Consider the following 23,235-nt stretch of genomic DNA (forward strand, 5'->3'; position numbering starts at 1 on the left):
CACGCCTTTCGACCAATGGCGGTGCTATTCGGTGTCGGGCAGCGCTCGGCCGAGGAGGAAGTGCAGCGCAAGATCCTCTGGGCCGGTGCCGGCGTGGCTGTTGATCATGACGACGACGGCTTCGCCGCGATCGGGATCGAGCGCCATCATCGAGCGGGAGCCACCGGTGGCGCCATTGTGCCAGACGATCTCGCGGTCGCCGAAGCGGCGGCGGAAGAGGCCGAGGCCGTCGCTCGCGGCCCCTTCGAAGAGGAGGGGGATGGCGGCATCGAAGGGCGCGGGGCGGTCGAGATAGAGGCGGGCGAAGCGTGCCATGTCGCCGATGGTCGCGCGCGCGCCCCCCGCAGGTCCCATCGCGCCGAGGTCCCAGTCGGACTGGACATTGTGGATGGCGCCATGCGGCTGCGCGAGCGGGGCATCGTCGCTGTCGCCGAGGACGGCGGTCATGCCGAGCGGGCCGAACAGGCGCTGTTCGAGAAGCTCGGCGTAGGGCGTGCCGGTGGCGCGCTCGAGCGCGAGACCAAGGATCGCCACGCCGAAATTGCTGTAGGCGACGGTGCTGCCGGGCGCGCTGTCGAGCGCGTCGGTCGCATCGATCGAGGCGAGCAGCGCCGCATCGTCATAGGTGGCGTAGGGATTGTAGGGCTGCGCGGGGAGGAAGTCGGCGGGCATGCGCGGCAGCCCGCTGCGGTGGCGCGACAGGTCGCCGAGGGTGATCGCGCGGCCGTCCCCGCCGTCGGGTAGCTGGTGGTCGGATGGCAAATAGCGGTTGACCGGATCGTCAAGCGAGACCGTGCCCTCGGCGGTGAGCAACGCGAGGAGCATGCCGGTCATGCTCTTCGTCACCGAGCCGATCTCGAAGCGGGTGGCGCCGTCATAACCGGTAGCGGGGGCGTGGAAGAGGGTGGTGTCGCCGCCCGGGCCGATGATGGCAACCGCGATCGCCATACCGGGATAGGGCGCGACCAGCGGGTCGAGCGCGGCGCGTACCGCGGCCTCGTCGGGCAGCACATGGGTGGCGGCTGCCTCCGTCGCGGCGGGCTTTGCGGCAAGGGGCTGGGCGAGCGTGGCGGCGGCGAGCGCGGCGGGGAGCAGCATCTTCATGCGACAAAGCCTAGGCCCGAGAGGCGCAAAGAAAAAGGGCGGCGCCTTTCGGCACCGCCCCAATTCGGTTGTTCCTGTCGGAAGCTCTTAGCGCTTCGAGAACTGGAACGAACGACGTGCCTTCGCACGGCCGTACTTCTTACGCTCGACCACGCGGCTGTCGCGGGTCAGGAAGCCCGCGCGCTTGACGGTGGTGCGCAGCGCCGGCTCGTACTTGGCGAGCGCCTGGGCGATGCCGTGCAGCACCGCGCCGGCCTGGCCCGAAAGGCCGCCGCCCTTGACGGTGGCGATCACGTCATACTGGCCGGCACGATCGGTGATACCGAAAGGCTGGTTGATGACGAGACGCTGCGTCGGACGCGCGAAGTAGACGGCCTGGTCGCGGCCGTTGATGGTGATCTTGCCCGAACCCGGCTTGACCCAGACGCGGGCGACCGCGTCCTTGCGGCGACCGGTGGCGTAGGCGCGGCCATACTGGTCGAGCTCCTGCTCGCGCAGCGGCGCTTCCTCGACGACCGGTGCTTCGACGGTTTCGCCTTCGACCGCTTCCGGAGCGGTGACGGTTTCTTCCTTGGTCGTGCCCTGCTGGCCCTTGGTCAGGTCCTTGAGGTCCTCGAGACCCTTCTTTTCGTCAGCCATTACGCACCCACCTTGTTCTTGCGGCTCATCGACGCGACGTCGAGCGTTTCGGGGTTCTGGCCACCGTGCGGATGCTCGGTGCCGTTGTAGAGATGAAGGTTCTTCATGACCGCACGGCCCAGCGGGCCACGGGGAACCATGTTCTTCACGGCCTTCTCAAGCACGCGCTCGGGGAACTTGCCTTCGAGGATCTTCGCCGGCGTGGTTTCCTTGATGCCGCCGGCATAGCCGGTGTGCTTGTAATAGGTCTTGGTGTTCGCCTTGTCCGAGGTGAAGCGGACCTTGTCGGCGTTGATCACGACGACATGGTCGCCGCAATCGACGTGCGGCGTGAAGCTCGGCTTGTGCTTGCCACGGATGTGGTTGGCGATGATCGCGGCGAGACGGCCGACGACCAGGTTTTCGGCATCAATGATGTGCCATTTCTTCTCGACCTCGGCCGGCTTGGCCGGCTTGGTGGTCTTCATCAGCGCCTTCATGGCCTGATCTCCCGTTGAAAAATACGAAAGGCACGGGGACGAACCCATGCCGTTGGGCGCGCTAATGACGATTTCACCCGATTAAGTCAAGCAATCCGCATGGTTGCTGGCGGGTAATATGATACCGCGCCTGTGCGGCCTGGCCCGTTTCAGGCGATCGTCACGGGGTCGGCCGGTCCCGAATTCTCGAGGATCCAGTCGTGATAGTCGCCCGGTGCCTTGGCGATCGGCCAGACGGTGATGGCGGGGACCGAGAAGCCGTGGAGGTCTTTCACCCGCGCGATGAGCGCGTCGGTGCAGTCCATCGTCGTCTTGGCGATCACGGGGAATTCGGCGCCCGTCTCGATCTGGCCTTCCCACCGATAGATCGACTTGGCCTGCCCGAGGATGTTGCAGCAGGCGGCATGGCGTTCCTCGACGAGGGTGCGCGCGATCTCCTGCGCCTCGCCGAGCGCCGAACACATGATGAAAACCGAGACGGGCTGGCGGTCGATCATCGGGCTGTCCCTACGATATGCGCGCCCCAGGCGACGGCGCCGACGAGCAGCGCTCCGACGGCCTGGTGGCTGGCGGCAAGGACGATGTTCATGCCGCTCATCACGGTAGCGATGCCGAGCAGGATCTGGATGCCGAAGGCCGAGTGGATGGCGATCGAGGCGCGGCGGTCGAGGGGCTTCACGCGTCGCGCCAGCACGATCAGCGCGGCGACCGCCACCCACGCCCACCAGCGGTGCAGCCAGTGAATGAGGAAGGGGTCGTGGGTGAGCGCGTAGAGCGGCCCCATCGCCCAGTCGATGCCGGCGGGCCAGATCGCGTCGTTCATCAGCGGCCATTCGGTGGTGATATAGCCCGCATCGAGCCCCGCCACCCACGCGCCGAGCAGCAGCTGGACGAAGAGGATGAGGCTGACGCCGATCGACAGGCCGGTGAGACGCGCGGGGACGGTGTCGCCCTTGGCGAGCTGGCGCAGGTCGAGCGCGGTCCAGACGAGGCCGGCAAGGATGAACAGGGCGGTGAGGAGGTGCGCCGAGAGGCGGAAGTGCGAGACGTCGGTGCGGTCGACGAGACCCGACTGGACCATGAACCAGCCAAGCGCGCCCTGGCTGGCACCCAGCGCGAGGAGCGCGAGGAGGCGCGGCTTGTAGCCCTTGGGGATGGCCTTGCGAATCCAGAACCACGCCAGCGGGACGGCGAAGGCGAGACCGACGAGGCGGCCGAGAAGGCGGTGGAACCACTCCCAGAAATAGATGAACTTGTAGCTGGAGAGCGTCATGCCCGCGGGGCCGTTGATCTCGATATATTCGGGGGTCTGGCGGTAGAGCGCGAACTGCTCTTCCCAGGCCGCCTCGCTCATCGGCGGCAGGGTGCCGGTGACGAGGTCCCAGCGGGTAATCGAAAGGCCGCTTTCGGTCAGGCGGGTGATGCCGCCGACGACGACCATGAGGAAGACGAGGCCGGCCACCGCCATCAGCCAGTTGGCGATGGCGACGGGGCGGATCGTAGCGCCCTGCGGCGCGGTAAGCGGACGGTCCATGTTCATGGCCGCGCGCTATGCCGCGAAACGATGCGATAGAAAAGGGGAACCAAGGGCTTAGCCCCCGGCGATATGGGCGAAAACGCCGTTCGTCGGAAAAATTCGCCTTTTGATGCGATGTGATATTGTCTCTTTAACCCCTGCTGCCTATATGCGGGGCCATGAACGCGATCCTGCGCCAACCCGCGACTCTCGACCGCCTGGCCATCGGCCTGTCGGGGCTGTGCCTAATGCACTGCCTCGCGACCGCCGTATTGGTGGCGACGCTGGCGAGCGCGGGCGGCCTGCTCGGCTCGGAAATCATCCATGAAGGCGGGCTGGCGGTCGCCATGCTGCTCGGCACCGTGGCGCTTGGCCGCGGCATCCGCGAACATGGCTATATGATGCCGAGCGCGGTCGGCGGGCTGGGGCTCGGCGTGATGGGCGGGGCGCTGACCCTGCCGCATGACGGCACCGAGCTTGTCGCCACCATGGTCGGCGTCGGTATCCTCGCGCTCGGCCACCGCCTCAACGACATGGCACGCGACTAGGCACGCGCGACGAGCCGGATCGCTTGCGGCAGGCACGGCGAGCGCTTATCTAGGCGTCATGGCCGAGAAGCATGCACATCACCACCACGCCCATCATGGCAATGACCTGCGCGAAGCCGCGCGGGCGCAGATGGTCGAAAAGGGCGAGCAGTGGACCGACATGCGCGCTGCCGTGTTCGATGCGCTCGCCACCTTCGACCAACCCGCATCGGCCTATGATATCGCCGAAAAGGTCGGGCAGGCGCGCGGCAAGCGGGTCGCGGCCAACAGTGTCTATCGCATCCTCGACCTGTTCGTCGGCACGAACCTTGCCGCCCGCGTCGAAAGCGCCAACGCCTATGTCGCCAACGAGCATCCGGGCTGCCTGCACGACTGCATCTTCCTGATCTGCGACGATTGCGGCAAGGCGACCCATCTCGACAATGACGCCATCTCGGGCGGCGTGCGCGATGCCGCCGCGGGCACGGGCTTCAAGCCCAAACGCCCCGTGATCGAGGTGCGCGGCACTTGCGAGGACTGCGGCGACTAAGCCTTTAGTCGGTCCTTTTAGGCTGATGACACGTCCTTACAGGGGCGTTAGGAATGGACCCATGAGCACACGCCCCGACACCCCGCTGCTGGACACGGTCCACTATCCTTCCGACATCCGAAAGCTCGACAAGAGCCAGCTGCGGCAATTGTCCGACGAGCTGCGGGCAGAGATGGTCGATGCCGTCTCGACCTCGGGCGGGCATCTCGGTTCGGGGCTCGGCGTGGTCGAGCTGACGGTGGCGATCCATTATGTCTTCGACACGCCCGACGACCGGCTGATCTGGGACGTTGGCCATCAATGCTACCCGCACAAGATCGTCACGGGGCGGCGCGACCGCATCCGCACCATCCGCCAGGGCGGGGGGCTTTCGGGCTTCACCAAGCGTGCCGAGAGCGAATATGACCCCTTCGGCGCGGCGCACTCGTCGACCTCCATTTCGGCGGGTGTCGGCTTTGCCGTCGCCAACAAGCTTGCCGACCGCCCGGGCCGCGCCATCGCGGTGATCGGCGATGGTTCGATGAGCGCGGGCCTCGCTTATGAGGCCATGAACAATGCCGAGCAGGCGGGTAACCGCCTCGTCGTCATTCTCAATGACAATGACATGTCGATCGCGCCGCCCGTCGGCGGCCTGTCGCATTATCTCGCGCGGCTGGTGTCGAGCGAAGCCTATCTCGGCGTGCGCGACTTCGCCTCGCGCCTCATCCGCCGTATTTCCAAGCGCGTCCACAAGAGCGCGTCCAAGGCCGAGGAATATGCCCGCGGCATGGTCACCGGCGGCACGCTGTTCGAGGAACTGGGCTTCTATTATGTCGGCCCCGTCGACGGCCATGACATCGAGACGCTTGTCGACATCCTCGAGAACGTCCGCGACGCCGAGGAAGGCCCGATCCTCGTCCATGCCCGCACCGTGAAGGGCAAGGGTTACGAGCCCGCCGAAAATGCCGCCGACAAATATCATGGCGTGGCCAAGTTCGACGTCGTGTCGGGCGAGCAGAAGAAGTCGTCCGGCGGCCCGCCGAGCTACACCAAGGTCTTCGCCAACGCGCTCATCGCCGAGGCCGAGAAGGACGAGAAGATCGTCGGCATCACCGCCGCCATGCCGTCCGGCACCGGCATGGACGCCTTCGAGAAAGCCTTCCCCGACCGGATGTTCGACGTCGGTATCGCCGAGCAGCATGCGGTCTGCTTTGCCGCGGGCCTCGCCGCACAGGGGCACAAGCCTTTCTGCGCCATCTATTCGACCTTCCTCCAGCGCGCCTATGACCAGGTCGTCCATGACGTGGCGATCCAGAATTTGCCCGTGCGTTTCGCGATGGACCGCGCCGGTCTCGTCGGCGCCGACGGCTGCACCCATGCGGGCAGCTTCGACCTCGCCTATCTCTGCACGCTGCCCAATTTCGTGGTGATGGCGGCCTCGGACGAGGCCGAGCTCACGCACATGGTCCACACCATGGCGCATTATGACGATGGCCCCATCGCGGTTCGCTATCCGCGCGGCGCGGGCACGGGGGTCGAGATCCCCGCGCAGCCACAGCTCCTCGAGATCGGCAAGGGCCGCATCGTCAAGGAAGGCAAGACCGTCGCGCTCCTCAACCTCGGCACCCGCCTCGAGGAGTGCCATAAGGCTGCCGCGCAGCTCGAGGCCAAGGGCCTCAGCGTCACCATCGCCGACCTGCGCTTTGCCAAGCCGCTCGACGAGGCGCTGATCCGCGACCTCCTGTCGCGCCACGAAGTCGCGGTGACCATCGAGGAAGCGGCGGTGGGCGGTTTCGGTGCACATGTGCTGACGATGGCGTCCGATGCGGGGCTGACCGATGCGGGCCTCAAGATCCGCACCATGCGCCTGCCCGACACTTTCCAGGACCAGGACGCGCCCGACAAGCAGTATGAAGAGGCCGGTCTCACCGCGCCCGACATCGTCGAGACCGTGCTGACGGCCCTCAAGCGCAACGACGTGCGCGACGAAGGAGTGGTCGCCTGAGCGACGCGCGCTTCACCATTGCCGGACGGCTGAAAGCCTTCACCTTCGCCTTGAAGGGGCTGAAGACGCTCTGGGCCGAGGAGCCGACGACACGCTTCCATGCCGTCACCAGCATCGCGACCCTGCTCGCCGCGCTCGCGCTCGGTCTTGCGCGATGGGAATGGGCGCTGATCGTGATCATGATCGGGCTGGTCTGGTTCGCCGAGGCCGTCAACACGGCGATCGAGCGGCTTGCCGATGCCGTCACGCTCGAGCACCATCCCCTGATCGGTAAGGCCAAGGATGTCGCCTCGACCTCGGTGTTCCTCGCCAGCCTGACGGCGGCGGCCATTGGCGCGGTGGTGTTCGTCCCGCACATCGCGGCTCTGGTCGATGGATAGCGGCGAGCGCCGCGTCTTGCCTCATTATCTCGGGTGGCGCCGCTGGGTGATCCACGGCCTGGGTGCGCTGGGCCTGCTGCTCGCACTGGTCGCCTTCCTGCCCGCCTGGCAGACGGACCTGTGGTTCATCCGCATCTTCGACTATCCGCGCATGCAACTGGGTGTTGCAGGTCTCGTCGTCGCCTTTCTCTACGCGATCCTCACGCCGGACATCCGGCGCGGACGGTCGCTGTTTGTCTTTTCGGTGCTGCTCGTCGCGACGGCCTGGCAGTTTCTCCACGCCGCCCGGTTCCTGTGGCTCTACCCCAACGAGGTCGCCGGCGCGGACAATTGCGCCCCGGACAAGCAGCTATCCATGCTGGGCGCCAATGTGCTGATCGAGAACGAGGATTATCCCGCGATGTTGCGCGTGGCAGAGGCCGAGCAGGTCGACCTCATCCTGCTGACCGAGAGCGATGCGGCGTGGCAGGAGGCAATGCGCCCGCTGCACGAGGCCTATCCCTATCGCATCGCCGTGCCGCTCGAGAACAGTTACGGCATGCACCTCTATTCGCGCCTCCCGATGACCGGGGAGGTGAAATATCGCGTTCAGGACGACATCCCCTCGATCGACGCGCGGGTCACCATGCGCGATGGAAGCGAGATCATCCTTTATGCCATTCACCCCGAACCGCCCCGTCCCGGCGACGATACCGGCGAGCGCGATGCCGAACTGGTTCTGGTCGGACGGGAGGCGCGTGACGAGGGTGGTGCGTCCATCATCCTCGGCGATCTGAACGATGTCGCCTGGTCCAGGACGACCAAGTTGTTCCTCGAGGTTTCGGGAAGCAGGGATCCCCGCGTCGGCCGTCGCCTGATGCCGACCTTCAACGCCAATTGGCCGATGATGCGCTGGCCGCTGGATCACATGTTTCTCTCGCCGCATTGGGGGTTGGTCGAGATGGACCGGCTGGAGCATATCGGTTCCGACCATTTTCCCGTAAGATTCACTGTCTGCCTCGTGCGCGATGCGGAAGAGCGGCTACTGGCGCGCGATGCCGACAGCGAGGCCGAAGCCGAAGCGAGCGAGCAATTGCAGGAAGGGCGCGAGGAAGAGGCGACCGAGGTCGATGGCAAGAAATATTAGTGTCCGTCATGAAGGTGCCGAACCCGTGGCATCGAGCGGGCGCACCTTCCGGTCGCCGCGGATCGCCTTTACGCTCATCGCCTCTTAGGGAATTTGCGGCAGGACAGCATCCAACATGAGCGAGCTGCCAACCGAACCGATCACGCTGGAAGCCAGGACGCTGAGCACCCATCCGCGCTGGCAGCTGCCGCTCGCGCTGGCGGCGGTGCCGATTGCGGGATGGCTTGCGGGGCTGTTCGGCCAGCCGCCGGTCACGGGGCTCATCCTGTGGGGCCTGCTCGCGCTGCCCGTCACTGTCATGGTCGCCATCGCGCTCATCCTGCGTCCCTCGAACCGCAGGTTGGGGCTGCGCATCCACGCCGAGGGCTTCTTCTACCCTGCCTACAAGGACAGCGAGTTCAGCTGGAACGAGGTGGAGGACGTGAAAGTGCTGGGCGCGGGCGATGGCGAGGCGGTTCTGTTCGCGCTGCACGATCCGCCGCATGGCGGGGGGAGCCGCGCCGTGGGCGTGTCGCGCATCTTCGGCTGGGGCAATTTCGGTATCCGCACCGATGATCTCGACTGCACGGTGGACGAGGTGGCGGCGGCGGCGGAGCGCAACTTCCGGCTCGCCAAGCGGGCGGGTCGCTTCAAGCGCCGCGAGGTGAGCCGCGATGCCGAGGGACGCCGCCATACGGTCGGATTCGGCACGGGGCGGGGCTTGAGGCTCTGAGTTGACAGGCGCGGGCCCGCGCCGCCAAGGGGAGGGCGATGGCCAAGATACGCGCTGACCAGCTGCTCGTCGCTCGCGGGCTCGCCGAGACCCGGACGAAGGCACAGGCCTATATCCTGTCGGGCTATGTCTATACCGCCGAGCGCAAGATCGAGAAGGCGGGCGAACAGCTCAAGGAAGACGCCACGCTGGAAGTGCGTGGGCGCGAGCATCCGTGGGTCAGCCGCGGGGGCATCAAGCTCGATCACGGCCTCGACCATTTCGAGGTGGACGTGACCGGCATGACCGCGCTCGACGTTGGCTCGTCCACGGGCGGGTTCACCGATGTGCTGCTCACGCGTGGGGCCGCGAAAGTGTTCGCGGTGGATGTCGGCACCAACCAGCTGGCGTGGAAGCTGCGCTCGGACGAGCGTGTCAGCGTCCACGAACAGACCAACGCGCGAACGTTGACGAGCGACATCATCACCGAGGCGCCCGACATCGTCGTGTGCGACGCCAGCTTCATCGCGCTGCACAAGGTGCTCGACGCCGCGCTCGACCTCGCGAGACCCGGCGCCTGGGCCGTCGTGCTTGTCAAACCGCAGTTCGAGGCGGGACGCGCCGAGGTCGGCAAGGGCGGCGTCGTCCGTGACCCTGCCGTGCACCGGCGCGTGTGCGACGAGGCGGCGAATTGGGTCGAAAGCAAGGGTTGGCGCCTATTGGGCGTCGAGAAAAGCCCGATCACGGGCCCCGAAGGCAATGTCGAGTTCCTGCTCGGCGCACGAAAGGAAGATGCATGATCGAGAAACCCAGCCGTCCGTGGTGGAAATATGCGATCCTCTTTGTCCCGCTGATCGTCATCGGCGGGAGCGCCTCGGGCATCGGTTTCGGGCCCGACGAATGGTATCGGGACCTCGAGAAACCCGCCTTCCAGCCGCCCAATTACCTCTTCGGTATCGTCTGGCCGATCCTCTACGCGCTGCTCGGCGTGGCGATCTCGATGATCCTTGCCAGCCCCAAGACGCCCAAGCGCGACGCGGCGATCGCCTTGTTCGTCATCCAGCTCGCGCTCAATTTCGCGTGGAGCTACGTTTTCTTCGGCGCGCATGCGATCGAGGTTGCCAAGTGGCATCTTGCCGCCATCCTCGTCATTGCGGCGCTCGCGGCAGGACGTTTCTTCCGTATTCGCCCCCTAGCCGGATGGCTGATGGTGCCCTATTTGCTGTGGCTGATCTTCGCCTTCACGCTCAACAGCGCGATTGTGGAACTGAACCCCGGGGTCTCCGAGCCCCTGTTCGGATAGCAGGACGAGTAGAGATGCAGAGCCAGAACAAGTTTTTCGACGATCTCGCCAAGGTGGTGAACGGCATGGCCGGCACGGTGGCGGGCATGGGTCGCGAGGCCGAAGCGGGGGTGAAGGACAAGCTGCGCGACCTCGTCGGGTCGGACGACATGGTCAGCCGCGACGAGTTCGAAGCGGTCAAGGCGATGGCGATCAAGGCGCGCGAGGAGAACGAGCTTCTGAAGGCGCGCCTCGACGCGATGGAAGCCACCAAGGCTGCGCCCGCGCCCAAGAAGAAGCCCGCGCCCAAGAAGTGAGCATGATGACCGAGGAACGCTCCGTCACCCCGCGCGAGGAAGATGCGCCGGTCGAGATTTTCGAGGCCTATTTCCGCGCCCGCGGTTGGGCGTCCGAACGGATCGGCGAGGGCGAGGTCATTGCCTCGGCGAGCGGTTCGTGGTCGCAGTACGAACTGCGCGCGGTCTGGCGCGCCGATGACAGCGTGCTCCAGTTCCTCGCTTTCCCCGACATCAAGGTCGTCACCGACAAGAAATCGGAGATCTACGAGACCATCGGGCTGATCAACGAGCAGCTGTGGATGGGGCATTTCGAATATTGGCAGGGGCCGGGCGTCATTGCCTTCCGCCACGCCATACTCGTCGACAACAGTGGCCAGCTCAGCCTCGAGGAGGCCGAGGGCACGAGCGAGGCGGCGCTCGAGGAGTGCGAACGCTTCTTCCCCGTCTTCCAGTTCGTCCTGTGGGGCGGCAAGTCGCCGTCCGAGGCCATCGAGGCGGCACTCATCGACACGGCGGGCGAGGCGTGAGCCTCGGCGGCTCGGGCAAGGCGATGCCGCCGGGCTGGTTCGTCGGCTGCGGCAACATGGGCGGGGCAATGGTCGCGGGCTGGGTCCGCGCCGGCCGCGACCTGTCGAAGCTGACCGCCATCTCGCCCTCGGGGCGCGAGGTGCCGGGCGTGACCGTCGCGACCGACTATCCCGACGAGCATCCCGACTGGGTCTGGCTCGGTCACAAGCCCTATCAGGTCGAGCAAGTCGCCGAGCGGCTGGCGCCGAAGGCGAAGGGCGCGGTGATCCTGTCGATCCTCGCGGGCGTCGAATGCGCCAGCCTCAGGCGCCTGTTTCCGGACGCACGCGCGGTCGTGCGGCTGATGCCCAACCTGCCCGTCAGTCACGGGGAGGGGGTGACGGGGCTTTATTCCAACGATGCCGACGCGGCGCTGAAAGCGGAGATTTCCGATGTGATCGGTGACCTCGGACTGGCGCCCTGGGGCCAGGCCGAGGCCGACCTCACCGCGATCAGCACGGTCGCGGGCTCGGGGCCGGCTTATGTCGCGCGGTTCGTCGCGGCGCTCGCCAAGCAGGCCGAGGCGCTCGGGCTCGACGCTGACACGGCCCATGCCATCGCCCTCCAGACGGTGGCAGGCACCGGCCTGATGGCGCGCTCGAGCGGGGAGGGGATGGCCGACCTCGCGGTGCGCGTCGCCAGTCCCGGCGGCTCGACGCAGGCGGGGCTCGACGTGCTCGATGCCGAAAACGGGATGGACGAGCTCGTCGCGCGCACCGTGGCCGCGGCGCGACGCCGGACCGAGGAAATGGCGGCAGAAGCGCGGGGCTGAGCCGGCCGGCATTGACCGGAATCGCCTCTCTATCCTAGGCGGGCGGCCAAGGAGAGAGTGTTCAAATGGTACAGCCCTATAACGATCGTGACGGTTTCATCTGGATGGACGGGGGCTTGCGCCCGTGGCGCGAGGCCGAGGTCCACATCCTCACCCACGCCTTGCATTACGGTTCGAGCGTGTTCGAGGGCCAGCGCGCCTATGGCGGCAAGATCTTCAAGCTGACCGAGCATAGCGAGCGCCTCCACAAGTCGGCCGAGATCCTCGGCTTCACCCTGCCGTGGAGCGTCGCCGAGATCGACGCGGCCTGCGAGGAAGTGCTGAAAGCGAACGACCTTGTCGACGCCTATGTCCGCCCAGTCGCGTGGCGCGGCTCCGAGCAGATGGGCGTGAGCGCGCAGCAGACCAAGCCGCACCTCGCCATTGCGGCGTGGGAATGGGGCAAATATTTCGACGAGAAGAAGGCCAACGAGGGCATCCGCCTCGACATCGCGCCCTATCGCCGCCCCGCACCGCACACCGCGCCGGTCCACGCCAAGGCGGCGGGTCTCTACATGATCTGCACCATCTCCAAGCACGAGGCCGAGGCCAAGGGCTATGACGATGCGATGATGTTCGACTGGGAAGGTCGCGTCGCCGAGGCCACCGGCGCCAACATCTTCTTCATCAAGGACGGCAAGATCCACACGCCGATCGCCGACATCTTCCTCAACGGCATCACCCGCCGCACCGTCATCGACCTTGCCAAGAAGCGCGGCATCGAGGTGATCGAACGGCGCATCTGGCCCGAGGAACTGGCCCAGTTCGAGCAGTGCTTCCTGACCGGCAGCGCCGCCGAAGTGACCTTCGTCAAGGAAATCGGCCCCTGGTCGTTTGCCCCCGGCGACATCAGCCGCCAGCTGCGTTCCGACTATGACGACCTCGTCCATGGTCGCGGGTAAATAATAAGTAAATCCAATAACTTGCGAATGTAACTAATTATTGATAGAGGCTGGCCGATAAGACGTATTGTAGCGTTTCTTTGATTGGGTGGACGACCGACGTGGGTGGCAAACGGCAAGCAGGGGACATGGCTGTTCAACGCAGCGCGCCCGCGCGCGCGCCGCACCTGCCGCCCTCGTCCTTCTCCATCGGTGACCTTCTGCGCATCCGCCGCGGCCGCTCGGCCATGATCGAGGCGGTGCGCTGGCGGCAGGTCAACCAGTTCACCCGGATCGGCCCCAAGATCATCATTGGCAACCTGCTCATCGCGGCGATGGATGTCGGGGTGATGGCGGGCCATGTGCCGACGATCGAGCTGCTGTTGTGGCTCGGCACCTGCGCGGTGCTTTGCGGCCTGTTCGCGTGGCGACATCACCGGCTGACCCACGACCCAGACTATCGCATTGCCAAGCCCGCGAGTTTCGCCTCGGCGACCATCGGTACCATCGCCACCACGCTGATGTGGTGGGTGGTGCCGCTGCTCTGGTTCCCCCAGCTACCGTCCGACCTCCAACTTGCCGTCGCGGCCTTCGGCGTGGTGCTGATGAGCACGGGAGCCTTCATGCTCGTCTATGTGCCGCCTGCCTCGGTGGCCTATACGCTGCTGATGTCGGTCGCGGGGCTGATGATGGCCGCGCACCTCCAGAGCGGGCTGCTCGCAGTTCTCGTGCTGCTGTATTGCATTTCGCTGGTGGTGGCCTCGCTGGTGATCGCGCGCGAACTGTTCGTCCAGACCCGAAGCCAGATGGAATTGTCCGAGATGGGCGAGCTGGTCGAACTGTTGCGCGAACTCGACGCGCCGGGCTCGGGCGGCCTGTGGGAGCTCGACAGCGACCTCAATTTCACCAAGATGAGCCAGGCGCTGAATAGCGCCATCACGCTGCCCGCCGAGAAGGTGAAGGGGCGTTCGGTCTTCAAGATGATCGATCCCGACGGGCGCTATCGCAACATGAGTTCGGGCGTGCGCCAGCTGTTCGGCCATTTCCGCGAGGAAGAGCCGTTCCGCGATGTCGTCGTGCCGCAGGTCTATACCGATCGCTGGTGGTCGCTCTCGGGGCGTCCGCACTATGACGAGGACGGCAAGCTCATCGGCTGGAAGGGCGTGGCCTCCGACGTGACCGAGGCGCGCACCGCCAATGCCGATGCGCTGGGCGCGGCGCGCTCGGACCCGCTCACCGGCATCGCCAACCGCCTCCTCATCCGCGAACTGCTCGAACAGGCGCTCCTGGGGCAGATGAACAGCCACGGCGGCTGCGCGCTGCTGCTGGTCGACCTCGACCGCTTCAAGCTGGTCAATGACACGCTCGGCCATGCAATCGGTGACAAGCTCCTGTGCGCCATTGCCGAGCGGCTCGAGGCCGTCGTCGGCACTGAGGGCCATGTCGGCCGCCTCGGCGGCGACGAATTTGCCATCATCTGGCACGGCGACATCGACCGCTATTCGCTCTCGGGCCTGGCCGAGCGCGTCATCGCCGAGGTCAGCCGCGGCGTCACCATCGGCGCTGCCAATATCAATGTCGGCGCCACGATCGGCATCGCCATCGGCCCCGAGGACGGCAACCGCGAGGATCGCGTCATGCGCTCGGCCGACCTCGCGCTCTACAGTGCCAAGCGCGGCGGGCGCGGCGGCTATGCCTTCTACGACCGCGCCATGCTGCAGGCGGCCGAGGACCATCGCCTGCTCGAAAATGATGTCCGCGAGGCGTTGAAGAACAATGACATGCGGCTCGCTTACCAGCCGATCGTCGATGCGCGCACTGGCAAGATGGTGGGGCGCGAGGCGCTTCTGCGCTGGCGCCATGCCACCCGCGGCGAGATCGCGCCCGACCGCTTCATCCCGATCATCGAGGATGCCGGCCTCATCCACCAGATCGGCGACTGGGTCATCCGCGAGGCCTGCACCGAGGCGGCGGGCTGGGACGAGGACGTGCGCGTCGCGGTCAATATCTCGGCGGCGCAGTTGACCGGCGCGGGGCTGGCCAAGACGGTGGTCAACGCGCTCGCCCTGTCGGGCCTCCACCCGCACCGGCTCGAGCTCGAGGTGACCGAGAGCGTCTTCCTCGGCGACGATCCCGACACGCTCGCCTCGATCGAGCGTCTGCGCGGGCTCGGCGTGCGCATGGTGCTCGACGATTTCGGCAAGGGCTATTCCAGCTTCGGCTATCTCAGCCGCGCGCATTTCTCGAAGATCAAGATCGATGCAAGCTTCGTGCGCGCCGCCGCCGCCGGCGACCAGCAGTGCGTGGCCATCGTCAACGCCATCCTCGCGCTCGCCTCGGGCCTCGGCATCGAGACCACCGCGGAAGGCGTCGAGACCGCCGCGCAGGCCGACATCATGCGCGAACTGGGGATCGGCTCGCTGCAGGGCTACCTGTTCGGCCGCCCCGAGATCCTCGGGGTCAATGTGGTCGACATGGCGCGCCACCGCCGCGACATCGCCTGACCCCTTTTCATCTGCGTTTTAAGGGCTATAAGCCCGCCTGCGCTGCTGGGGTGTAGCCAAGTGGTAAGGCAGCGGTTTTTGGTACCGCCATGCGCAGGTTCGAATCCTGCCACCCCAGCCATAAACTATCCCAAGTATCTGAAAAGACTAGGAAAGCCTCCGATATCTGCTGGTTAATGTACCAGCGATTGTAGCCACTCGCTGTAGCCAATCGCGAGCGGCCTGATGGAGGTTTTCATGACCAAGATCCCCAACACCTTCCGCCGCGGAAAAATTTTCTGGTTCCGGGTAAGCCGGCGTTTGCCCTCCGGTAACCTGTTCCGGCCTACGGTCTCGCTTCGTACCGACAACTGCGCCGAGGCCCGCCGACGCGCAGCTCGTCTCACCGCGCGTTTCGAGGAAATGTACATGCGTCTGTTCGGAAGCGCGACCCGGCGCCTGGCCATGGATGCGCCCGACGCTACGAAAATCTTCAAAGCCGAATTCGAGCATGCGCTCGACCAGATCGAGGATGAGCGCGAGCATGCGTCGCTAGAAGGCTATGAATATGGAAGCTTCGAGACGTTCCTCGACGTCCACGAGCATGTCTATCGCTACCTCGCGGAAACGAAGTGTTCTGGCGAGGCGCCGACGATGGATGACCTTTTGGTGCGCTACCCTGCGCTGGCTCCGCGCACGACCGCGCTTGTCCACGGGGAGCTGCAGCGGCTCGGTGCGATCTGGCATACGCAGCTGGACGAAGCTGCCGGTGCGATGGAGGCCCAGGGCCTCGACACCGATATCTTCCATCTCGACCATGCAATCCGGCTGCGGTTCGAGGCGCGCCTCGCGGCGCTGCGCGAATATCGCGAGGGGATGATCGACCCCGCCCGCCGGTTTGCAGGGGGCGCCGGATTATCCAAACCGATCGTTCAGCCGGTTCCTCAACCCACGCCTCCCGTTGTGCCAACAGAACCTCCGGCAGCAGACATTCCCCTCTCGCCGCTAGCCGGGATGTCCGCCACCGAGTTCGGTCGCTACTTCGTCGAGGAGAACCCCAAGCTCAACGACCATGGTTCTCGCAAGCGGGGTGCCAGGTGGACGGAAAAGACCCGCAGTCAGTTCGAGGCGGCGATGCGCATGCTTGAGAAGAGCATGGGCGCCAAAAGCTTCATCGAGCTGTCGAATAACGACCTCAAGCAGCTTCTCGACCATTTCGATCGTCTTCCCCATACACATCATAAGACGCCGAGGCATCAGGACATGTCGCTTGAGGAGATCTGTCAGGAGGCAGCGTCGGAAGTCGCGGCAGGTAAAAGAGACAAGGGATCCATCGGGCTCAATGTCCCGACCCTAAACCGCCACTTTCGCTTCATTCGCATGGCGCATGACTGGGCTGTTCAGCGCGCCCCCTCTCTGACCAATCTCGACTGGGCGGCCTATTCGTTCGATGATCACCGCAGCGCACGAGATGTGCGCGATCCCTTCCCGGTCCAGTTGGGACGAAAGATCCTGCGGCTCCCACCGTGGCGGGGCTGTGCCGGGCGTAGCAAGCGCTTCGTCCCGGGCAGGGAGCTCTTCCACGACGCCGCTTACTGGGTCTTCCTGATCCTCTGGTACACCGGCATGCGCCGTGAAGAGGCCTGCAAGCTCAAGACATCGGATCTCTCGCGGCACGAGAATGGGGTGTGGTATTTTGACGTGAACGATACCGACACCGGCCGCGTCAAAAACAATAGCTCCAGGCGGTGGATCCCGATGGCCGACGAGTTGATCCGCCTGGGTCTGCCGCAGTTCTCGATCGCCAAGAAGAATGCCGAGGGCGACGTCCTCCTGTTCCCCGAACTCAAAGCGCCCTCGCGCATGCTCGGTGACACCTACTACCGTTTGTGCTGGAACAAGATTGTTGCCCATCTCAATGAGGATTTCTCGGGCGTGACGCTTCACGGTATCCGCCACATGGTCGCCGATGAACTCAAGGACGCGGGAGTTTCAACCGAGTTTCGTGCGGACCTACTCGGTCATACGGTGCCCGGTGAGACCGAGGGCCGGTACTCCAAGGCCGCGCGGCTCAAAGCGATGCAGCCGATCGTGAACCAGATCCCCGTCATCAGTTCGACGTTGCAGCCGATCCCTCACAACTCCCAACCCATACGGGATTAGTGCGTGTCCCAAGAACATCTGCGCGTGATAACGAAATGCCTGGGATGAAAGGCCGGTTAAAATGCCATTATCCTTAAATTGCGGTTGCTCATGTCGCTGTCAGCGAGGGTCTGGCCGTGGCGACTGATCAGCCGAAAGCGGCCAAGAGGGGCAACGGCTCGATCAACGTTCGAGCACGCTATAACCAGATGCTTCTGGGGGACTGGACGCAACTGAGCCAGGCTGACCTAGAGCGCATCAAACGCGTGCTGAGCCAGCGGCTGGAAGATGACGAAGCGGACCCTCTGACACTCGAAGCAGTGTTGTTGCTATGCGCGATCTTGAGCACCGGTCGGAAGCTTTCGGAGTTAGCCAAGCTCGAGATCCGTAGTGTCGAAACCCGAAGAGAAAATGTTCTAAAAACCCCGCCGTGCCTTCTGAGATTGGATGGGTCGTGGGGATGGTGGCTGCCGTCGGGAGCGCCCCCCCGTGCCCATGTCCAAGACAAAGGCGATATGGTTCGGGCAATTGAGAGCGTGTGGCTGCCGGTGACACCGCTGACAAGGGAGGCCTTGGAGCGGAGTGTTGAATTCTCTGAACTCAATAAGGGGCGGGGCAGGTGCGTTCTGTTCCGTTATTCAGAAGTCCAGCTGCGACAAGCAGCGCTTTCCATTCTCGACGATGACCGGCCGGACCAGGGCAGGCAGCGTCGGTCAGCTCGTACTGTAGAGGCCGCGGAGCGCTGGCTCTTCCGCGAACTCGTCAACGCCCCTGGCGGTGATCCCGCGGTCGCTACACTACTCACGGGTCGTGAGCATAGCGTCGCTAACCCCATGAGGCATTATGGGGCGAAGATGATCGATCCAGCGGTGAAGCTGCACAGGCAAGCTGTTGCTCCCTTTGACTCGCACTCCGGCGGATCCCCACTGACGTTGATCGCTCGTTATGTTGGTGATCCAGAGACCCCCCGTGACGATGTCGTGGGCAACATGATCGAGGAGATGATGTCCGCGCTGCGTTGGCGACGTCACGATCTGCCTTTCTTCCATCAAGCATTCACGGCGTACACCGTCGCTCTTCTGGCCTTTGCGTTGGGGCATCGAGGTAAATTCAGGATGCCGAGCGTGCGAGCGATCGACGAAAATGGGTTTGCCGACATCATCGACAAGAAAACGAAGGGAGGGGTCGAGCTTCGCAGGACTTGGGTATGCAGCTTGGCGCGCCAGCAGCTCGAGGCCTATGAGGACCATCTTGATACCCTGCAGAGCAAGCTGCCCTCCGAACAGGCTTTGCGTCTCATACGCATACGTGAAGGTGCCGGCATTTCCCTAGCACTCGTGAAGCTCACCAAATCCCGGAAGATCGTCGAAACCGACGTTAACTCAGTCATCACGTCGGCCAGGCAATTCGGCTGGCGGGGATCGACAAATGCAGGACGCCATTGGTTGCGCGGTAAGATGTCTGGAAAGTGCAGCAGCGAAACGCTCGGCGCATTTTTCGGGCACGTCCAGGCGGGGACAGACCCTTGGGGACCAACCTCGGCATTAGACCCTCTCCTGTACCGGGCGGATGTCTCAAGGGTTGTCGACGACGTCCTCATAAAAGCGGGTTGGGACCTTCAACGTGGGTGGGGCTCACCGTCGTGAATTATGAAGCGAGTAAGACCAGGCCCGCAAATCCAAGCGACATGGTCGATGTGAGCGCGCTTATCCGCGCAAAAATGATCGACGGTCTCGCGCCATCGATGGGCCTGTCGCCTCGTCAGCGTATTGGTCGGATCCTCGCATCGGCGATCTTCCATGGAGGATTCCTCGACAGAGAATTTTTCGAGCATCTCCATGCTGCGATCCGCGCGGGCTATCGCAAACAGGGCGAGTTGGTTTGGGTCGAAATTGCGCCACTGGACGGGGAAGGGAAGGGGCCGCGATCAAAAGGTAGGCGATGGTTTGCAGACCCGATCACTCGGGCGCTCATGGCGCAAATTGACGGGCGCGCGTGGCCTGAAACCGTAAACGCGAAAGAATGCGTTGCTGATTTCTTCGCATTGCAAATGCCGCCTGAGGCGCTGCTCGACCGACTATTCGAGATCGCAGAAGGAAGATGGCGAGGCTTGATGCCGCCCATGCTCGTCGAGCACGCACTTGGGCGAACTGGCGCTGTTCCGGTCGACGAAGAAAATTGGAACCGGCTTCTTCGTAACGATCTTTGGCAGGCTCAGAACCCTTCACCGACCGAAATTCTCAGCGATGAAAACTTACGTCGCCCCAAAGCCGAAGAGCAGGGAAATGCGGCAAAGGGTAAGTTAGTCGATAACCGGAATGCCGAGGAAAACGGGCCGGGCGGTGACGCCAACACTGATGGAGATACGAAGCACAGTCGACGATCAGGGCGACCAACGAGAAGCCCAAACTTCGACATCATCATCGGTAATTGGGGTCTCTCTGACGTCCCCAATATCCTAGCAGGTGCGGGATGCTATGGGCCCTCGGAGAAGCGCAAACGCGCGAGACTACTTCGGGCCGCGGCTGAAAAGATTCGTGGCAGACCATCCACTCGTCCGGCCGAGCTACTCCTTCGAGGTTGGGCGTTCAACGCGCTTACGTTTCCGAATCGAGGCAAGCCGGGGTTTGAGCCCAGCACGTTTCGAGATTATCTCGCTTACCTATGTCGAGACGTCATCCGACCGGATGACCAAATTTCTGACTATGTCCCTAAGCAGTGGCTCGAGCTTTTGGATGACAGACTATCCTCCATCGAGCAGCTCGGCCGACGACGTGAGGCGCTCAAAGCGGTACGCAGCTTGCTTCGCTATTTGGAAAAACGCGGTGGCCAAGCCAATGACTGGTCGCCCGTTTTCGATGCGCTCGATTTTCATGAGATCGATGAGTGTTCGAGCGCCCATCTAATATCTCCAAGAGAGTTCCAGTCGGCCTTGGCGGCGTGTACGACCGCCGACCAACAACTGAGCTTGGTTCTGGGGTATCGTGCCGGTCTTCGCTTCTCCGAAATAAGCGGGCTAACTGTACACGACTTTTCGGATTGCGGAGATGGACTGTTTCTTACTGTACAAGCTAATGACCACCGGAACCTGAAGACCCTGACCAGCAGACGGGTACTGCCGTTGCATCTCCTTCTCATCGCTCCGGAATTACGACAGATCCGCCAGCGCTTGAAAACGCTCAAACGGCGTTCTCGTCTTGAGTCAGGGAACAGTCGGCTGATTGTAGACGAAACCTTGGCCAGAAAAAACGGTAAATCGCCGAGTTTCGAGGCGCGAATAGATCAAATCCTTCAGGACTCAATCGCTCCCACTATATCGTTCGGTCACCTCCGTCATTGCTTCGGAAGCTATCTGCTTGCGACCATGCTGCTACCCCGCTCAAACGATGATAGCCTCGTGCCTGAAGAGCTCTCTCCGGTGATTTCTCATGATCGGCAGTCGAAGCTCGAAAAAGCGCTTCTGGGCTCTGAGAAGCTCGGTCAACACGGGCTTCACGCGGTCAGTCAGTCGATGGGGCATCTTCCCTCTTCCACGACCCTGAAGTGGTATTCGCATTTGCTCGACCTGAGCCTCGTTCAATACACGTCTCGCGCTTCCGAGATGGTCGCCTTTCCGCGGAATACTGCTGAGCAATTACTCGAGCGACCCCGCATGCGCCCGGTCGATTGCGATCGAGAAAGAGCGCGCGCGCCCACGAAGCGAAGGCGGCAGACCTATACGAGACCGAAATTTACTCCTGAGCGACATCACGCAAAAGGAGAATGGGTTGGCATCAGCATTGCTGACTTTGGCCGCTCGCTGCAGAGGAAAGAGCGCCGTCGCGAGATTGACCGGCAAGTCGATCGGCGTAGGCTGACAAGAAGATCGGTCAAATTTCTCGATGGGACCGTTGATGATGATTGGCGCGATATTCTGGCTGCACTAACGGACGATGACGACCGAGTTTCGGCGCTTTACTCCTCCTCAAAGGTGCAGGTTTGGCGAAAGGCTTATAAAGAAGTCCTATCGCTAAAGAAGCAATCGGGCGCTCAGCGCTTCTCTTCATCTAATGTCGACATACCAAACTCGGCCAAATGGGTTGCCTTTGTAGATGGGCGATGGCGCCGAGACCTGAAGCTCACAGCGCCTAAGCGTGAAGTCCTATTTGATGCCCTTAAAGGGTGGGACGATGCTCGGTCGGTCGTCCGCTTCAGGAGCCGTCCGAAGGCTGTCCTCTATCGCGACCTTCTCGTGAGGGATCTTGGATTTGAAGAGGGCAATATCGAGATTCAGCTCACCGGGCTTCGTTTCGCTGGGCGTTATACCTCTGAAACACTCCACAAAATCCTTGGAAAGGGGTCACACCTTCCTGGAACAGCCGCTAGGCGTGGTAGTCGTGGCTCTATCGTGATCGGTCTGACCGGCGTCAATCCCGAAATCGATAGCCGGCAAGTCCGTACAGCTGGCCTGTTCGTTTTGATCATGCATGCGATCCGAGAGGGCTTTAGCTAAGCTGCTCATACTTCATTCTGGCGTGCCAGATTGCGCACCCGCTAGACAGGGGTTAGGCATTCGGCTTCGTGCTCGCAAAAGGTCGTCCAGGCTTTGTCGAAGAACTGACGACCCTCCTCCTCGCTTGTCAGTCGTTTAATGAATGTGGCGAAGCCTGTCCGCGGACGGATCGTTCGGCATGGAATGATCAAGTGAACATGGGGTGGGCCGAACCCCCAGGATCGTACGGGGACATGCTGTATCGCCACGACCGCCGCCTGAAGCTCCTTACTTATCGACACCGCGAAGCAGCGAGACCTCTCCCATGCTTCGTGTAGTGGCAGCGATGCGCTCGGGTCCTCCACCTGCGGCCATCGCAAGGTGACGATGGCAGCGAGGTCTCGGATGCGGTCGCCCGGCATGCTGTGGAACGCCCAGCTCAGTCCGTCCACGCTAGAAAGATGATCGGGAGCACCCGGAGGAAGAATGATGTCATACCTTTCCGCAGAAGGTGAGCTCGATGGGTGGCGGTCCTTCGGGGCTATGGCGGGGTAGAGGCGCCTATAGATGGGCTCGGCCAGGGTTCTCGTTTCACCATCGGGAGAATGGGCCTTCAGTACCCCGAAGGAGAGGCTCTCATGCTCGCCGCAAACCGGGTCATAATCGAGGCCTGGCGGCGCCTTATACTTCTTGGCCATTCAGTTGACCCCTGCCGCAAAGGCAAGGAGGCGCTGCGTCCCGGCGATGATGCCCTGTTCGGCGGGAAAGGCAATCGGAACGACCGCCGGTCGCAGCCCGAGCGGACCCAGTTCCACACACATATTCTGGTCATGACCGAGGAAGCGAGGTCGTCCGTCGAAGCCGAGCGAAAGGCGACAGCCCTGGAAGACCCAGAGCGCCCCATCGATCCACATGCCGATGTCCCACCGGATGGCTCGCATGGGATCGCGGTCGTGCATGTCGCGGGCGAGAATGACATCGCAGCGTTGTCCTTCTGCAAGGGAAAGCATGTCCGGGGGACTGACGGGGGAGCTCCAGCGAAGCTGCGCCGCAAGTAGTTTGAGATCCGGGAATTTGACCGCCCCCAGCGCGTAGTCGAGTTCCAAGGTCTCGGCCTTGGTTGTCGAGAGATACGATGCGAGGAATTGCGCGACGGCGTGGGAGGCGAGGCGAACGTTTTTCGAGTAGGTCATTGCTAGAGGTCCATTGTTGATCCTTGGCACCTCCAATTTTCATCCTTTTGGAAGCACCAAGCTTCCTCCTCCTTCTCAGTCCTCTATCTCTTGGGATCCGACGGGTAGCC

Annotated in this window: 22 protein-coding genes and 1 tRNA gene; 17 read left to right on the top strand and 6 right to left on the bottom strand. The window is 63.5% G+C overall.

Annotated features, from left to right (window positions below):
• Positions 1-24 precede the first annotated feature (24 nt).
• The 5 genes from NUW81_RS11795 to NUW81_RS11815 all read right to left on the bottom strand — a co-directional run bounded on the left by NUW81_RS11795 (position 25) and on the right by NUW81_RS11815 (position 3,762).
• Positions 25-1,104, bottom strand: coding sequence for a serine hydrolase domain-containing protein (locus NUW81_RS11795; protein WP_245113520.1), 1,080 nt, complete (start codon positions 1,102-1,104; stop codon positions 25-27).
• Between the two features lie 87 nt (positions 1,105-1,191).
• Entirely contained in the window at positions 1,192-1,743 is a 552-nt protein-coding gene (gene rpsI / locus NUW81_RS11800; RefSeq protein ID WP_245113522.1) for a 30S ribosomal protein S9, read from the bottom strand.
• Complete coding sequence (rplM, locus tag NUW81_RS11805; protein WP_245113523.1) at positions 1,743-2,222, bottom strand: 50S ribosomal protein L13; 480 nt, start codon at positions 2,220-2,222, stop codon at positions 1,743-1,745. The genes rpsI and rplM overlap by 1 nt, the downstream gene beginning before the upstream one ends.
• 149 nt (positions 2,223-2,371) lie before the next feature.
• Complete coding sequence (cutA, locus tag NUW81_RS11810; protein ID WP_245113525.1) at positions 2,372-2,719, bottom strand: divalent-cation tolerance protein CutA; 348 nt, start codon at positions 2,717-2,719, stop codon at positions 2,372-2,374.
• Positions 2,716-3,762 carry a COX15/CtaA family protein gene (locus NUW81_RS11815; protein ID WP_376741950.1) on the bottom strand — a complete coding sequence of 349 codons (1,047 nt, stop codon included), beginning with the start codon at positions 3,760-3,762 and terminating at the stop codon, positions 2,716-2,718. Before NUW81_RS11815 ends, cutA begins: the two co-directional genes overlap by 4 nt.
• Positions 3,763-3,917: 155 nt before the next feature.
• On the opposite strand from NUW81_RS11815, the gene NUW81_RS11820 reads away from it, so the two are divergent.
• The 17 genes from NUW81_RS11820 to NUW81_RS11900 all read left to right on the top strand — a co-directional run bounded on the left by NUW81_RS11820 (position 3,918) and on the right by NUW81_RS11900 (position 21,953).
• Positions 3,918-4,286: a MerC domain-containing protein gene (locus tag NUW81_RS11820; RefSeq protein ID WP_245113527.1), complete on the top strand. Its 369-nt coding sequence runs from the start codon at positions 3,918-3,920 to the stop codon at positions 4,284-4,286.
• Positions 4,287-4,344: 58 nt separating this feature from the next.
• Positions 4,345-4,815: a Fur family transcriptional regulator gene (locus NUW81_RS11825; protein ID WP_245113529.1), complete on the top strand. Its 471-nt coding sequence runs from the start codon at positions 4,345-4,347 to the stop codon at positions 4,813-4,815.
• Between the two features lie 61 nt (positions 4,816-4,876).
• Entirely contained in the window at positions 4,877-6,799 is a 1,923-nt protein-coding gene (gene dxs / locus NUW81_RS11830; protein WP_245113532.1) for a 1-deoxy-D-xylulose-5-phosphate synthase, read from the top strand.
• A gap of 50 nt (positions 6,800-6,849) precedes the next feature.
• The gene (locus NUW81_RS11835) at positions 6,850-7,179 is read left to right on the top strand and encodes a diacylglycerol kinase (RefSeq protein WP_245113534.1); all 330 of its coding nucleotides are present in this window, start codon (positions 6,850-6,852) and stop codon (positions 7,177-7,179) included.
• 46 nt (positions 7,180-7,225) lie between these two features.
• On the top strand, positions 7,226-8,305 hold the full coding sequence (locus NUW81_RS11840) for an endonuclease/exonuclease/phosphatase family protein (RefSeq protein ID WP_245113537.1): 1,080 nt from the start codon (positions 7,226-7,228) through the stop codon (positions 8,303-8,305).
• A 115-nt stretch (positions 8,306-8,420) separates the two neighbouring features.
• Positions 8,421-9,017 (top strand): hypothetical protein, encoded by a 597-nt coding sequence (locus NUW81_RS11845; RefSeq protein ID WP_245113539.1) that lies wholly within the window; start codon positions 8,421-8,423, stop codon positions 9,015-9,017.
• A gap of 38 nt (positions 9,018-9,055) precedes the next feature.
• A complete protein-coding gene (locus NUW81_RS11850; RefSeq protein WP_245113541.1) occupies positions 9,056-9,796 on the top strand; it encodes a TlyA family RNA methyltransferase in 741 nt (246 codons plus the stop codon).
• Positions 9,793-10,299, top strand: coding sequence for a TspO/MBR family protein (locus tag NUW81_RS11855; protein WP_245113543.1), 507 nt, complete (start codon positions 9,793-9,795; stop codon positions 10,297-10,299). The genes NUW81_RS11850 and NUW81_RS11855 overlap by 4 nt, the downstream gene beginning before the upstream one ends.
• Positions 10,300-10,313: 14 nt before the next feature.
• Positions 10,314-10,595, top strand: a complete 282-nt coding sequence (locus tag NUW81_RS11860) for an accessory factor UbiK family protein (RefSeq protein ID WP_245113546.1) — start codon at positions 10,314-10,316, stop codon at positions 10,593-10,595.
• Positions 10,596-10,597: 2 nt separating this feature from the next.
• Positions 10,598-11,104, top strand: a complete 507-nt coding sequence (locus tag NUW81_RS11865) for a type III secretion system chaperone family protein (protein WP_245113550.1) — start codon at positions 10,598-10,600, stop codon at positions 11,102-11,104.
• Positions 11,101-11,916 (top strand): pyrroline-5-carboxylate reductase family protein, encoded by an 816-nt coding sequence (locus NUW81_RS11870; RefSeq protein WP_245113552.1) that lies wholly within the window; start codon positions 11,101-11,103, stop codon positions 11,914-11,916. The genes NUW81_RS11865 and NUW81_RS11870 overlap by 4 nt, the downstream gene beginning before the upstream one ends.
• 65 nt (positions 11,917-11,981) lie before the next feature.
• On the top strand, positions 11,982-12,857 hold the full coding sequence (locus NUW81_RS11875; protein WP_245113554.1) for a branched-chain amino acid aminotransferase: 876 nt from the start codon (positions 11,982-11,984) through the stop codon (positions 12,855-12,857).
• A 128-nt stretch (positions 12,858-12,985) separates the two neighbouring features.
• Positions 12,986-15,340 (top strand): putative bifunctional diguanylate cyclase/phosphodiesterase, encoded by a 2,355-nt coding sequence (locus NUW81_RS11880; protein WP_245113556.1) that lies wholly within the window; start codon positions 12,986-12,988, stop codon positions 15,338-15,340.
• A 46-nt stretch (positions 15,341-15,386) separates the two neighbouring features.
• Positions 15,387-15,461 (top strand) — tRNA-Gln (locus tag NUW81_RS11885).
• A 116-nt stretch (positions 15,462-15,577) separates the two neighbouring features.
• Positions 15,578-17,482 (top strand): tyrosine-type recombinase/integrase, encoded by a 1,905-nt coding sequence (locus NUW81_RS11890; RefSeq protein WP_245113559.1) that lies wholly within the window; start codon positions 15,578-15,580, stop codon positions 17,480-17,482.
• 116 nt (positions 17,483-17,598) lie between these two features.
• Entirely contained in the window at positions 17,599-19,107 is a 1,509-nt protein-coding gene (locus NUW81_RS11895) for a hypothetical protein (protein WP_245113562.1), read from the top strand.
• A 41-nt stretch (positions 19,108-19,148) separates the two neighbouring features.
• Positions 19,149-21,953 carry a site-specific integrase gene (locus NUW81_RS11900; protein ID WP_260508506.1) on the top strand — a complete coding sequence of 935 codons (2,805 nt, stop codon included), beginning with the start codon at positions 19,149-19,151 and terminating at the stop codon, positions 21,951-21,953.
• Positions 21,954-22,630: 677 nt separating this feature from the next.
• On the opposite strand, the gene NUW81_RS11905 is transcribed toward NUW81_RS11900, so the two are convergent.
• Positions 22,631-23,125: a hypothetical protein gene (locus NUW81_RS11905; protein WP_245113564.1), complete on the bottom strand. Its 495-nt coding sequence runs from the start codon at positions 23,123-23,125 to the stop codon at positions 22,631-22,633.
• Positions 23,126-23,235 lie beyond the last annotated feature (110 nt).

The organism is Sphingomicrobium aestuariivivum (assembly GCF_024721585.1).
Lineage (GTDB): Bacteria > Pseudomonadota > Alphaproteobacteria > Sphingomonadales > Sphingomonadaceae > Sphingomicrobium > Sphingomicrobium aestuariivivum.